Genomic DNA, 13,829 nt, shown 5'->3' with positions numbered 1-13,829 from the left:
TACTTATTATTAAATCTGTAAGTGCGATCACGATTGTTTGGCGTTGACAGCGCCTCATCACCGGTCAGGCTATGAGAATAGTTTTAAATAAAGCATAGCAAACAATAAGTTAAGGCTGTCTTTGAGTTTTGACTGCTAATCAGCAATTTTTGTGTTTAAAATCAAAGCCCGCTGCCGCAAACGCTTTTTCACTTCGCATTAATCCGCCCCACAGACGTTGTTTTCTTATAAAGTGCGTCAGCAATCACACATATTGAAACGACGTTTTGATAAATTGACACTCTATTTTTAAACTTGTAATCATCTGTGGTCATCATTGGGGGCGCAACTTTCCCACCGGACCATCTAAAGGAGTGAAATATGGCGAAAGGCATGCGGGTAAAACTCAATTACGCAATCAGCCGCGATCCGGATACCGGCGCGGAAATCACCCGCTTAACACCACCGGAAGTGACCTGTCATCGAAACTACTTCTATCAGAAGTGTTTTTTCAACGATGGCAGCCACTTGTTATTTGCCGGTGAATTTGATGGCCACTGGAATTATTACCTGCTGGATATCGCGAAAGCCGAAGCTGTGCAGTTAACAGAAGGCGCGGGTGATAACACCTTTGGCGGTTTCCTCTCGCCGGATGACAGCGCTTTATATTATGTGAAGAACGATCGCACCCTGCGGGAAGTGAATTTGCAAACGCTCGCCGAGCGCGAAATTTATCGCGTACCGGACGAGTGGGTCGGCTACGGCACCTGGGTGGCAAACAGCGATTGCAGCAAACTGGTTGGCATTGAGATCGCCGCCAGCGACTGGACGCCGCTCAATGACTGGAAACTGTTCCACGACTTCTTCCATAAAGGCCCGCACTGCCGTTTGTTGCGCGTGGATCTGCAAAGCGGCGAGAGCAGCGTGATCCATGAAGAGAAGAACTGGCTGGGTCACCCGATTTACCGCCCGTTCGACGATAACACCGTGGCGTTTTGCCATGAAGGCCCGCACGACCTGGTGGATGCGCGGATGTGGCTGGTCAATGAAGACGGCAGCCATGTACGCAAAGTAAAAGATCACGCCGAAGGTGAAAGCTGCACCCACGAATTCTGGGTGCCGAACGGCTCCGCGCTGGTGTACGTCTCTTACCTGAAAGGCAAACAGGGACGCATGATTTACAGCTTCAACCCGGATACCGGCGTGAACGACGCGGTAATGCCAATGCCGGCGTGCTCTCACTTGATGAGCAACTTCGACGGCACCTTACTGGTCGGCGATGGTTCCGGCACGCCGGTAGATGTGAAAGATACCAGCGGTTACACCATTGATAACGATCCGTATTTGTATGTTTTCGACGTGGCGAAAAAAGCCTATTTCCGCGTGGCACGCCACGATACCTCCTGGGCAACGGTTGCCAACAGCCGCCAGGTAACGCATCCGCATCCGTCGTTCACACCGGACGACAGTGCGATTCTGTTTAGTTCCGATAAAGACGGCAAACCGGCGCTTTATATCGCGAAACTTCCTGAGCAACGCGTAATGTTGCAAGCATAAACTTTGAGTTAGTGTTTCTGTAACTGGCCTTGCCCTCCTCCTGGGGGGCTTTTTTTTTGTGCCGTCCATGTCCGTCCTACTTTGAGTCACAGATATGTTGGCCGCCTTACTCGCCCCAGTCACTTAAGTGTGTTGGCTGTCTTACTTTTCGCTACAGGTTCGTTACTGACCTTCTTTGGACTTTTGAACAGTGCTTTTTGCATTTACTCAGGTCTGCCCTGAATAATGCGAGTCACAGGAAGGCGGCAACGCAGCGAGCTCCTGGGAGCTTACTGAAGTAAATGACTGAGGCGAGTATGACGGGCATAAATATAAAAAACCCCGGCCAACGGCTCCGGGGTTTTCGTGAGGGTAACACAGGTATTTCAGACAATCAGAAAGAGTAAGCCACACCGAGGCGGAAACGGGTCTGGCGTTCGTCGGTGCTTTTCACACCCACGTTGCCCACTTCCACATACGGAGACCAGTTTTTATCCAGTTTGTACGCCACTTTGGCGTTATATTCGTTGGAATAGGTTTTGTTGTTTTCACGAATAACATCTTCGGTGCTCTTCGCGTAAACATAGTTCAGCTCAATGCGGTAGTCGCCCATCGCCCAGCCTACCCAGGTATCAAATTTGTTGACCTTGTTATCAACGGTGCTTGAATCCGGGTTACGTGTGTATTCATAACGATAACGGCCTGCAATATAAACGCCGTTATCAAAGCTGTATTGCACGTGAAGATACGGTTTATAGATGGAGTTGGTATCTTTACTTTCGATATTAAAGCCCGGTGTTAACGCAAAATTCTTGGTCGCAGCCCAGCGCCAGTTAATAGACTCTTCGTGGCCGTTACCCACGATTTCCGTTAACGGTTTGTCGGCGTCATCGCCGCCAGACTTCCATTTCGCTTCAACACCGAAACCTACGCCATTGTCGAAGCGGTGAGAAACCGCTACGCGATCGGCGTTGGAACCGCTGTCAATGTATTCGTGACGTAAATCCACGGTGACGGCTTGTGAAGCAAAGGAAGCGCCAAGGAGTGAAGCAAGAGCCAGAGTTTTCTTAAACATGAGATTACCTCAATAATTAAAATTATGTTCCATTTTTATGGAATTCTATTTTATTTTTTTGGTAACTTTATTTTAGTGATCGCGATCGTAAATATTTGTATGGAACGGAACTATGTATAACGGCGTGATGAATATCAATATATTTTCCCTTTACCGCCAAATTAATATGATAAAGATCACACCAATTTTCTATTAACGGTTAGCTTACAAAGTTAAATACAAATAAAAAACACAAACTAAAACAGTGATCTACAAAATCAATCAGCAAATAATAAGCAGGCTTATCGCTTGCATTTCAAATTGTAACGGAGGAAATAATAGTAAATCAGGTTGTTGCAGAAGTGTTTTTTAATAACGCAGGATAATCATTAGAGCGAGGCATTGAAGTTTTAATTTAATTGAAACGGCGGCTGGGATGTTAGTCACAAACAATAAAGCCTTCCGGGTGGAAGGCTTTATTTAACTTAAAGTGAGATTAATCGCGTTCGATTGCTAACGCCACACCCTGGCCGCCACCGATGCATAAGGTTGCCAGCCCTTTACGAGCCTGACGTTTTTGCATTTCATGCACCAGCGAAACCAGAATACGGCAGCCGGAAGCGCCAATCGGATGGCCCAGCGCTATCGCCCCGCCGTTGACATTCACCCGTTTCTCATCCCATTCAAGGATTTTACCGACCGACAACGCCTGCGCTGCATAAGCTTCGTTCGCTTCAATCAGATCGACATCATCAAGTTGCCAGCCCGCACGCTCAAGGCAGCGGCGCATGGCATAAACCGGCGCAATACCCATTAACGCCGGGTCGACGCCGACGCTGGCAAACGCACGGATGCGCGCCAGCACCGGTAAATTCAGTTCCTGCGCTTTTGCTTCGCTCATTACCAGCACTGCCGCCGCACCGTCATTGATGGGTGAGGCGTTACCGGCGGTGACGGAGCCGCTTTGTTCAAAAGCGGGCGCGAGTTTCGCCAGCGCTTCTGCACTCGGGTCGGTGCGCGGTTGTTCGTCGGTATCAATAACCTGCGTCTGACCTGCTGCATCCACCGCGCTTACCGGCACGATTTCATCGCGAAAACGCCCGGAATCGATAGCGACACGCGCTTTGTGCTGTGAGCTTAACGCCCATTCATCCTGGCGTTCACGGCTGATGCCATATTCACGCGCCAGGTTTTCCGCCGTTACGCCCATATGATAATCGTTGAAGGCATCCCACAGCCCGTCATGCACCAGGCTATAGATGAGCTGGCTGTTGCCGAGCTGCGCACCGGTGCGACTGTCGGTCAGCACATGCGGCGCACGGCTCATATTCTCCTGACCACCGGCGATCACCACATCGGCTTCGCCGCACTGGATCGCCTGCGAAGCCAGGTGCAGGGCTTTCAGCCCGGAGCCACAGACATCATTAATGGTGATTGCTGAAACCGTATTCGGCAGGCCGCCTTTGATCGCCGACTGCCGCGCAGGGTTTTGCCCGGCGCCTGCTGTCAGCACCTGGCCTAAAATCACTTCGTCGATATCTTGTGGCTGCACGCCGCTACGCTCAATCAATGCGCGCACCACCTGGCAGCCCAACTCAACGGCAGAGAGGCGTGACAACGCGCCCTGAAAACAGCCGATAGGCGTGCGAACCGCGCCGACTATCACGACATCTTTCATCTCTACCCCCACAGTTGTTCAACCCGGCAATAGTAGTGCATTGTTAACAAGTATTAACTCGATTGTTTAAAATTGGTGAGATTAGTCACAGCGAAAGTCACAGGCGGGAAAGCAGCAGAGGATTGCGCGGCCAGCAAGGCCGCGCAGAAGGGGAAAATCAGTTGTTAACCGGGATCACCGCGCCTTTATATTTGGTGCGGATCCAGTCCTGAATCTCTTTGGAGTGCAGCACGTTCACCAGCGCCACGATATCTTTTTTCTTCTCGTCGCCACGGTGCACGGTGATGATGTTGGCATACGGGTTGTTTTCACCGCTTTCCACCGCGATCGGATCGTGAACCGGATCCAGACCGGCATCAATCGCATAGTTGGCGTTGATCACCACCGCATCGCCTTCATCGTTGTTGTACATTTGCGGCAGCAGTGCTGCTTCGACGTTCGGCAGGAACTGCAGTTTTTTCGGGTTATCGACGATGTCATCGATACGCGCCGTCACTTTGTCGATACCCGGTTTCAGCTTGATGACACCCTCTTTTTCGAAAATAGAGAGAATGCGCCCCTCTTCAGACACCGCGTCACGCATGATGATTTTTCCGCCCTGCGGCAGATCTTTCAGCGATTTGTATTTTTTGGAGTAAATACCAATCGGCTCAATATGAATGGCGCCTGCGCTGACGAAATCATAGGTTTTGTCGCCCGCGTGGTCTTTGATAACGCTCTTCAGGTACGGAATGTGCTGGAAGTAGTTCGCATCCAGTTCGCGGCTGGCCAGCGCCGTGTTCGGCAGGATGTAGTCCTGGAACGGTTTAATTTCCAGATCAATTCCCTGTTTCGCCAGAATCGGTTTCGCTTGCTCAAGGATTTCGGCGTGTGGCACGTTTGACGCGCCCACGGTCAGCGTATCCGCCCAGGAGGAGAAGCTCAGCACGCTGAGGGTGGCTGCGGCAATCAGTGTCAGTGTTTTTTTCATGATGTTGGTTTCCAATAATTATCGTTTATCTAACAGAGAAGTAATCACGTCGCCGCAGAACTGGATAATGAAGACGATGATAAGAATGGTCACCGTCGCCACCAGCGTGACGTCGTTATGGTTCCGCTGGAATCCTTCCAGATAAGCAAGATTGCCCAACCCGCCAGCGCCGATAACCCCGGCCATGGCGCTGTAGCTCACCAGCGCAATCAGCGTCACGGTAATGCCGGACACCAGCGCTGGTGATGATTCGGGCAGTAACACCCGAAATACCAGTGTGCTCAACCGCGCGCCCATCGAGCGCGTCGCCTCAATCACCCCTTTATCCACTTCGCGCAGCGCAATCTCGACCAGACGCGCATAAAACGGCGCGGCACCGACGATAAGCGCAGGCAGCGCGGCGTTCGCGCCAAGAATGGTGCCAACGAGGGTTTTGGTAAACGGGATCAGCAGCACAATCAAAATGATGAACGGAATAGAACGGAAGACGTTCACCACAATCGAAATCACGCTATATAGCATGCGGTTCTGGAACAGGCCGCCGCGCGCGGTGAGAAACAGCGCCAGACCGAGCAAAATCCCCAGCACAAAGGTCGCCGCGCCCGACAGCGCCGTCATATACAGTGTCTCTTGCGTCGCCGCCCAGAGTTGCGCCCATTTCAGGTGCGGAAAGAGGGAGTCAGCCATGTGTCACGACCTCGCTTTCAATATCCGTCTTGCTCAGATCCGCCAGGATATTGTTCAGTTGTTCCGGGGTCGCCTTCACGTTCACCCATAATTGTCCAAATACGCCGTGTGCGGTTTGCGACATCTTGCCGTGCAAAATGTTAAACGGCAGACCATAGCGCAACGCCAGTTCGCCGACGATCGGCTGGTGCGTGCTGTGGCCGGTAAAGGTCAATTTAATAACCGTACCGTCCAGCTCGCTGTTCAGTTCCGGGTTGAACGCCTCTTCTTCTTTATACTGGCTCACCTGGCGCACAAACTGTTTGGTGATCGGTTGCTGCGGATGGGTAAAGACGCTCAGCACATCGCCCTCTTCCACCACTTTGCCGTTCTCCATCACCGCCACGCGGTCGCAAATCTTGCGCACCACATGCATTTCATGGGTGATCAACACAATGGTCAGTTTGAAACGGCGATTAATATCGAGCAGCAAATCGAGGATCTGATCGGTGGTTTGCGGATCCAGCGCCGACGTAGCTTCATCACACAGCAGCACATCCGGGTTATTCGCCAGCGCGCGGGCAATGCCAACACGCTGCTTCTGTCCGCCACTTAACTGCGACGGGTAAGCCTTTTCGCGCCCTTTCAGCCCGACCAGCTCAATCAGTTCTGCCACGCGGGCATTAATCTGCGCTTTTGGCGCACCGGCAATTTGCATCGAAAACGCGATGTTTTCGCTCACCGTGCGCGACCACAATAAATTGAAGTGCTGAAAGACCATGCTGATCTTCAGCCGCGCCTGACGCAACGTTTCCCCGCGTGCGGCGGCGATGTCCTGGCCATTAATGACGACGCTGCCGGAAGTGGGTTTTTCCAGCCCATTCAGCAAGCGAATCAGCGTACTTTTCCCGGCGCCGCTGTAGCCGATAATGCCGTAAATCTGCCCCTGCTCAACCGTCAGATTGACGCTGTCGACGGCGGTAATCGATGCCTTTCCCTGGTCGAAAATCTTGGAGATATTCCTGAGGACGATCATGCGTTGGTGTTTCCGTATGGCAGTTTAGCAGTATGGATGTCCAGACGATAATAATCAGCCGCAGTTATAATTCAAATAACCAAATGGACATTACTTATAACTAAACACGCTAACAGCGGTGGAACAGGGGTTTTGACGATAAGACTTTATTTCGCATTACATTGCCGAAAAGTGCATAACAGTGACGCACCTGAGGGGAAAAGTGCCTGAAATCAGCGCAAAAAACCGCTTTTCTGGCAATCAATCCATCCAGACGACTGCATGGCTCGCCATCCTGACGGCTAAACAGCGTTTTATATTTCCATTCGTTCTAAACGCCGAATAAAGGTTCTTTAAACAGGCAAAATGACAGACCTATCATCCGCACATCACGAATGTTTACGGGTGAATCTACAATGTCAGTCTTCCATTCAGTAACCGAATTGATCGGTCAAACACCGCTGTTGCAGTTACATAAACTGGCGAGCGGGCCATGCGAATTATTTCTCAAACTGGAAAACCAGAACCCTGGCGGCTCGATTAAAGACCGGGTCGCGCTGTCGATGATTAACGAAGCCGAACGCCTTGGTTTGCTCGCCCCTGGCGGCACAATTATTGAAGCCACCGCCGGTAACACCGGGCTGGGGCTGGCGCTGATCGCTGCGCAAAAGGGCTATTCACTGGTGCTGGTGGTGCCGGACAAAATGAGCCGCGAGAAGATTTTCCACCTGCGCGCACTGGGTGCAAAAGTGGTACTCACCCGTTCAGACGTGAACAAAGGCCACCCGGCTTACTATCAGGATTACGCGCGCCGCCTGGCACAAGAGACGCCGGGCGCGTTTTACATCGACCAGTTCAATAACGACGCCAACCCGCTGGCGCACACGTCGACGACCGCGCCCGAACTCTTTGAACAACTGGACGGCAAAATCGACGCCATCGTCGTAGGCGTGGGCTCCGGCGGCACGCTTGGCGGGCTGCAAGCCTGGTTTGCTGAACACTCGCCGCACACCGAATTTGTGCTGGCCGATCCGGCCGGTTCGATCCTCGCCGATCAGGTGGAGCATGGCCGCTACAGCACGCCCGGCTCCTGGCTGGTTGAAGGCATCGGCGAAGATTTTATTCCACCGCTGGCGCACATCGACGGCGTGCGCAAAGCCTTCCGCATTACCGATCGCGAAGCCTTCGCCACCGCCAGAGCACTGCTGCAACAGGAAGGAATTTTAGCGGGATCGTCCACCGGGACGCTGCTCAGCGCGGCCCTGCGTTACTGCCAGGCGCAAACCACGCCAAAACGCGTGGTGACGTTCGCCTGCGATAGCGGTAACAAATATCTGTCGAAGATGTTTAACGATGACTGGATGCGCCAGCAAGGTTTGCTCACGCGCCCTTCTAACGGCGACCTCACGGATTTTATCGCCCTGCGCCACGACGAAGGGGCCACCGTCACCGCCGCACCAGAGGATAGCCTCGCCGCCGTGCTGGCGCGCATGCGCCTGTACGATATTTCGCAACTGCCGGTGCTGGAAAACGGCCAGGTGGTGGGGATTGTCGACGAATGGGATCTCATAAGCCACGTGCGCGGCGACAGTACGCGTTTCGCGTTGCCGGTAAAAGCGGCGATGACCCGCAACGTCGAAATCCTCGATAAACACGCGCCGGAAAGCGCGCTGTACGCCATTTTCGATCGCGGCCTGGTGGCGGTGATTGCCGACAACGATCGCTTTATTGGCCTGATAACCCGCAGCGATGTACTGACCACCTGGCGCAACCGTCTTGAACAATAAGGAAAATAAAATGAAAACACTGGCAACGCAGAGCGTCCACAGCGGCGCATTCAACGACCAACACGGCGCGGTGATGCCGCCGATTTACGCCACCTCCACCTTCGCGCAGCCTGCGCCGGGGCAACACACCGGCTACGAATATTCGCGCAGCGGCAACCCGACGCGCCACGCGCTGGAAACGGCGATTGCCGAACTGGAAGGCGGTACGCGCGGTTACGCGTTTGCTTCCGGCCTCGCCAGCATCTCCACGGTGCTGGAACTGCTGGATAAAGACAGCCATCTGGTGGCGATTGATGATGTTTACGGCGGCACCTATCGCCTGATTGAAAATGTGCGTCGCCGCAGCGCCGGATTACAGGTGAGCTGGGTAAAACCGGACGATCTCGCTGGCCTCGAAGCCGCTATTCGCCCCGACACGCGAATGATCTGGGTAGAAACGCCAACCAACCCGCTGCTGAAGCTGGCGGATCTGGCGGCGATTGCCGCTATCGCCAAACGTCACAATATTCTCAGCGTGGCGGATAACACTTTCGCGTCGCCGGTTATCCACCGCCCGCTGGAGTTAGGGTTTGATATTGTGGTGCATTCGGCCACGAAATACCTGAACGGGCACTCCGATGTGGTTGCCGGTTTGGCCGTGGTCGGTGATAACCCGGCGCTGGCCGAAAAACTCGGTTATCTGCAAAACGCCGTCGGCGGGGTGCTCGATCCGTTCAGCAGTTTCCTCACGTTGCGCGGCATTCGCACCCTTTCCCTGCGCGTGGAGCGCCACAGCAGCAACGCGCTGGCCCTCGCCCGCTGGCTGGAACAGCAACCGCAGGTCGAGAAAGTGTGGTTCCCTTGGCTGGAATCGCACCCGCATTATCAGCTGGCGCGCAGGCAGATGGCGCTGCCGGGCGGCATGATTTCAGTGGTCATCAAAGGCGACGATGCGCGGGCGACTGAGATTATCAATAAGCTGAAACTGTTTACGCTGGCGGAAAGCCTCGGCGGTGTAGAGAGTCTGGTGAGTCAGCCGTTTAGCATGACTCACGCATCAATTCCGCTTGAACAGCGTCTGGCAAACGGCATCACACCGCAGTTGATCCGCCTGTCGGTGGGTATTGAAGATGAACAGGATCTGATTGCTGACTGGAAAAACGCGCTGGCGTAATCATCTGAACCGGGGAGCCATCAGGCTCCCTGCGACGTTAACGGGTTGTCCCACGCGGATACCACCTGGTTGCGGCCCTGTTTTTTCGCGGCATACAGCGCCGTATCGGCCCGATGAATAAGACCACTGGCAATCATATGCAGCGGTTTACCTTCAAAGTGCACTTGCCCGGCCTGCAATGTCGCCACGCCGATGCTGATGGTCAAAAAACCGGTCGGGCTGGCCGCGTGCGGCACACTAAGCGCGTTGATATTGCCACGCACATCTTCGGCGACATTCATCGCCTGCATCAGGTTCGTCCCCGGCAGAATAATCAGAAACTCTTCACCGCCGTAACGGCTGACGTTATCGCCGCTGCGCAGGGGGGACGCGGTGAGCGTACGGGCAACCAGGCGCAGGCAATCGTCCCCGGCCTGATGTCCCTGGGAATCGTTGTAGTTTTTAAAATAATCGATATCCGCCAGACACACCGACAGCGGGAAATCATCCTGCAAGGCGCGGGAGATCTCGCTCAGCAGGCACTCATCCATATAGCGCCGGTTAAACAACCCGGTCAGGTGATCGTGTTGCGCGTACTGTTGTAATATTTTATTCGCGCTGGCGAGCTTGTGTTCCGCCTGGCGACGTTCGGTGATATCGACCCACGTAACCGACAACCCCACCACCATATCCATGGCGTCATGTACCGGTACCGCCTGAATATCGTAACAGCGATCGCGCCAGCCCAACTCACGAGACGGCAGCGCCTCGCCCTTATCCGCCAGCGCGAAATCCGTCAGGAAAAAGGGCCAGTAATCAGGCATTAAACGCTGAAAGTGATCCTCTGTTTCCAGCGCCTCACCCAGCAATTTCGCCATCGCCTTGTTGGACATCACCAGACGCCCGTGGCGGTCAATCATGCACAGCGCTACCGGCGTGGTTTCGTAAATGGTCTCCAGTTGCAGCACCCGTTCGCCGAGGTTGGAGATGTTGCGATCGATACCGCGATAACCGCGCAACTCGCCCTGCTCATCAAACAGCGGGATGCCGCTGGTTTCCAGCACCACAATGCTGCCATCGGCGCGTTGATTACGGTTGACCAGGCCAGAAAACGCACGCTTCTCCGCCACAATGGCACCAAACGCGCCCGCCACGCGTTCCGCTTCGCCCGGCGGCATAAAATCAAAAGGGGTTTTGCCAATCACCTTGTCGGGCGGTACGCCGAGTAATTCCGTTACCACGTCGGAAGACCACGTATAGCGTCCCTGCGCGTCAACTTCCCACACCCAGTCAGAATTGTTGTGCAGCAATTCGAAGAGATGTTTTGCATCTTCTTCCCGGTGATCCAGCCGTTTTTTTTCATTATTCATGGTTTCTGTTCCGCATGGCCCGCTATGCGCGCAACAACTTGCCTGGTCAGCGTGGTGAAGGCAAGAAATATTCACCACAAAAATACATCTATCTGTTTTGCTAAGCTGCGCGCTAAGCCAATGAAAGTGAATAAGATTAACACGCATTTTGGGAGATTTTTTACCCACATCCCTGTTTCAGAGAACCGGTTTTGCGCCTGCTTACCCTGTCTTTTTATCACCAGAAGTAATGATAGCCACACTGTACACGATTTCGTCAGGCTTTTTCATGCGCTGTTTGTTTTATCTCGCAGCAATCTGGCCAGAACTCGCGATTTATTTATCATCACCTTAATGACAATAAAAAATTATAGAGCGCGTCTATTTAAAGGAATTAATTTACCTTAAGGTAAATTACTCATGGATTTTTTAAATTTTCCGGTTAATATATTTTCTCTTCGCCGATTATTGTCATTGATATGTCTCGCTCAAGGCAATAACTATATATAAAAATGAATTAATTAATATTATCTATAAAATAAAAATAACGTTACCGCATTAATTTCGGCGGTACAGTCACAACACGTTTTTCATCACGTACGCCGCGCCGCAAGGCCTGGTACGGGTTTGTTATCAGCGCAGGGTAATAACAACAATGAACAGCGATAGCAGCACAAATAAAACCACCAGCACCAACCCGGCGCGTCAGGCGCACCGTCAGATGTCGTGGGGGATGTTATTCTTTTGCTTATTTCTGCTGATATTGAAATTATTTAGCTGAATCGGCAGGATGGATAATAAATAAAATAATCCCCCGATAACGGGGGATATATTCCGGCTCGCCACTCCTTGCAAGCCTGGGCCACTGCTGCTACCTTGCAAACTCACTTCTTTTATTATTGCGCTGCATGTCGGCTTTGTAACCACCCGGCCAACGCCGAGGCATTTAACGCCCGCGAATAGAGATATCCCTGGGCGATATCGCACTGCAAATCCCGCAACTGATTACGCTGCTGTTCGGTTTCCACTCCTTCGGCTACCACCGTCTGGTGCAGGCTTTGACCGATTTTCACCACCGTGGTGGCAATGGCTTTCATTTTGCTGCCTTCGCTGAGATCGCGCATAAAACTTTGATCGATTTTCAGCTCAGTCATTGGCAGGTGCGCCAGGCGCGACAGGCAGGAGAAGCCGGTGCCGAAATCATCCATCGACAGGCCAACGCCCAGCTCGCGTACGGCGCAAATCACTTCCATCGTTTCCGGGCGCTTATCCATCATCACCCCTTCGGTGATCTCAATGGTCAGGCTGCTGGCCGGGATCCGGTACTGCCGCAACAGATAATTGATATAGTGCGGCAGGCTGCTGTTATAGAAGTTAATCGGTGAAAGATTTACCGACACCACCGGCACGTGAATGCCGTTGCTGCGCCACTCCGCCATCTGGCGGCAAGCTTCATGGAGCGTCCAGCGACCAATGGCCTCAATCTCGCCGGTCTCCTCGGCCAGAGCGATAAATTTTCCGGGGGGAATATCGCCAAGAACCGGATCCGTCCAGCGCGCCAGCGCTTCAACCCCATAAAGCTCGCCATTCTTCAGCCATATTTGCGGTTGATAGTGCAAATGCAGCAGGTTACTGGCAATGGCGAGCTTTAACGCCGCCGCCAGTTTTAACCGTTCCTGATCGACCTGGTTCATCTCCGGGCTGAAAAACAGATAACCGCCGGAGGCCGCCGCTTTCGCCAGGTGCGAGGCGTGGTTGGCATGTTTAAGCAGGCCATCGCGTGAGACACCGTGATCCGGGTAGACGCTGATGCCGGTACTGACCGTCACATTCAGCGCCAGATCGGCGACATTGAACGGCATACGGAACAGCGCCTGGATTTTCTGCGCAATACTGGTGGCTCGCGTGTAATCACAGTCCGGAATCACCAGCACAAAGGCGTCGCTATCGGCGTGGCTGACAAAGCCCTGACGCGAAAACTCGCTCAGCAGACGTTGCGCTATCGCCACCAGTACGTTGTCCCCGGCGGCGTAACCAAGCGCATCGTTCACATCTTTAAAATGGTCGAGATCGAGAAAGAAAAACGCGGCACGCTGGTGAATATCACCTGCGATCATCTGATCAATATACTGATGCAACGCGCTGCGATTGGGCAGCCCGGTTAAACGATCAAACGTGGAAAGCTTAGTCACGCGCTCCTGATCGATATGCACCACAACGCGGCAAGGCGCGCGGCCGCCTCTTGCGCCTTCATAACTGATGGTCGCCGCCAGCGAGGTTTCTTCCCCGGTAGAGGAGATCACCGTCAGCGCGCGTTCACTTTCCATTTCGCCGGGCAACATATCCAGCGCGCCAAATAACGGAATGGTCGAGGCTTTACAGCCCAGCACTGAAATACGTGGGTAGCCCCATAATTTCTCTGCCGCGCGATTAAAGAAAAACACGGTTTCCGTACTGTCCAGCAGTACGACAGCATCGTGAACATTTTCGAGTGCGGCAAGCATATTCTCAGAGCCGAAAATATCATTTTCAGAATGCATAATCTTTTTTCTTAAAGAAGAGTTCGGCAACATCCTAATTGAAAGTAATAACAGGTTCAATATCATCCAACCGGAATATTATGCAGCCACATCATTTATAGAAAACCTCAATAAATAAACATT

At 52.9% G+C, this 13,829-nt stretch carries 11 protein-coding genes; 4 read left to right on the top strand and 7 right to left on the bottom strand.

Features of this window, described 5'->3' with window-relative positions:
* The first annotated feature begins 360 nt into the window (after nucleotides 1-360).
* Nucleotides 361-1,536 (top strand): oligogalacturonate lyase family protein, encoded by a 1,176-nt coding sequence (locus JKP81_RS15515; RefSeq protein ID WP_200552430.1) that lies wholly within the window; start codon nucleotides 361-363, stop codon nucleotides 1,534-1,536.
* A 373-nt stretch (nucleotides 1,537-1,909) separates the two neighbouring features.
* Here the strand turns inward: JKP81_RS15515 and JKP81_RS15510 are convergent, their stop codons facing one another.
* From JKP81_RS15510 to JKP81_RS15490, 5 genes are all read right to left on the bottom strand, one after another.
* A complete protein-coding gene (locus JKP81_RS15510) occupies nucleotides 1,910-2,590 on the bottom strand; it encodes a porin (RefSeq protein WP_200552429.1) in 681 nt (226 codons plus the stop codon).
* Between the two features lie 475 nt (nucleotides 2,591-3,065).
* Entirely contained in the window at nucleotides 3,066-4,247 is a 1,182-nt protein-coding gene (locus JKP81_RS15505; protein ID WP_200552428.1) for an acetyl-CoA C-acetyltransferase, read from the bottom strand.
* 157 nt (nucleotides 4,248-4,404) lie between these two features.
* The gene (locus JKP81_RS15500; protein ID WP_200552427.1) at nucleotides 4,405-5,217 is read right to left on the bottom strand and encodes a MetQ/NlpA family ABC transporter substrate-binding protein; all 813 of its coding nucleotides are present in this window, start codon (nucleotides 5,215-5,217) and stop codon (nucleotides 4,405-4,407) included.
* An 18-nt stretch (nucleotides 5,218-5,235) separates the two neighbouring features.
* Nucleotides 5,236-5,904 carry a methionine ABC transporter permease gene (locus JKP81_RS15495; protein WP_200552426.1) on the bottom strand — a complete coding sequence of 223 codons (669 nt, stop codon included), beginning with the start codon at nucleotides 5,902-5,904 and terminating at the stop codon, nucleotides 5,236-5,238.
* On the bottom strand, nucleotides 5,897-6,919 hold the full coding sequence (locus JKP81_RS15490; protein ID WP_200552425.1) for a methionine ABC transporter ATP-binding protein: 1,023 nt from the start codon (nucleotides 6,917-6,919) through the stop codon (nucleotides 5,897-5,899). The genes JKP81_RS15495 and JKP81_RS15490 overlap by 8 nt, the downstream gene beginning before the upstream one ends.
* Nucleotides 6,920-7,314: 395 nt before the next feature.
* On the opposite strand from JKP81_RS15490, the gene JKP81_RS15485 reads away from it, so the two are divergent.
* Nucleotides 7,315-8,685 carry a cystathionine beta-synthase gene (locus JKP81_RS15485; protein ID WP_200552424.1) on the top strand — a complete coding sequence of 457 codons (1,371 nt, stop codon included), beginning with the start codon at nucleotides 7,315-7,317 and terminating at the stop codon, nucleotides 8,683-8,685.
* Between the two features lie 10 nt (nucleotides 8,686-8,695).
* A complete protein-coding gene (locus JKP81_RS15480; RefSeq protein ID WP_045512523.1) occupies nucleotides 8,696-9,838 on the top strand; it encodes a PLP-dependent aspartate aminotransferase family protein in 1,143 nt (380 codons plus the stop codon).
* 20 nt (nucleotides 9,839-9,858) lie between these two features.
* Here JKP81_RS15480 and JKP81_RS15475 read toward each other — a convergent pair whose 3' ends face one another.
* The gene (locus JKP81_RS15475) at nucleotides 9,859-11,187 is read right to left on the bottom strand and encodes a sensor domain-containing diguanylate cyclase (RefSeq protein ID WP_200552423.1); all 1,329 of its coding nucleotides are present in this window, start codon (nucleotides 11,185-11,187) and stop codon (nucleotides 9,859-9,861) included.
* Nucleotides 11,188-11,211: 24 nt separating this feature from the next.
* Here JKP81_RS15475 and JKP81_RS15470 point away from each other — a divergent pair, with 24 nt between their 5' ends.
* Nucleotides 11,212-11,574 (top strand): hypothetical protein, encoded by a 363-nt coding sequence (locus JKP81_RS15470; protein ID WP_200552422.1) that lies wholly within the window; start codon nucleotides 11,212-11,214, stop codon nucleotides 11,572-11,574.
* A 488-nt stretch (nucleotides 11,575-12,062) separates the two neighbouring features.
* On the opposite strand, the gene JKP81_RS15465 is transcribed toward JKP81_RS15470, so the two are convergent.
* Nucleotides 12,063-13,706: an EAL domain-containing protein gene (locus tag JKP81_RS15465; RefSeq protein ID WP_200552421.1), complete on the bottom strand. Its 1,644-nt coding sequence runs from the start codon at nucleotides 13,704-13,706 to the stop codon at nucleotides 12,063-12,065.
* Nucleotides 13,707-13,829: the final 123 nt, after the last annotated feature.

Source organism: Kosakonia sp. LAM2021 (assembly GCF_016620385.1).
In the GTDB taxonomy this organism is placed as follows: domain Bacteria; phylum Pseudomonadota; class Gammaproteobacteria; order Enterobacterales; family Enterobacteriaceae; genus Kosakonia; species Kosakonia sacchari.
This window is presented reverse-complemented; position numbering and strand designations above follow the sequence as displayed.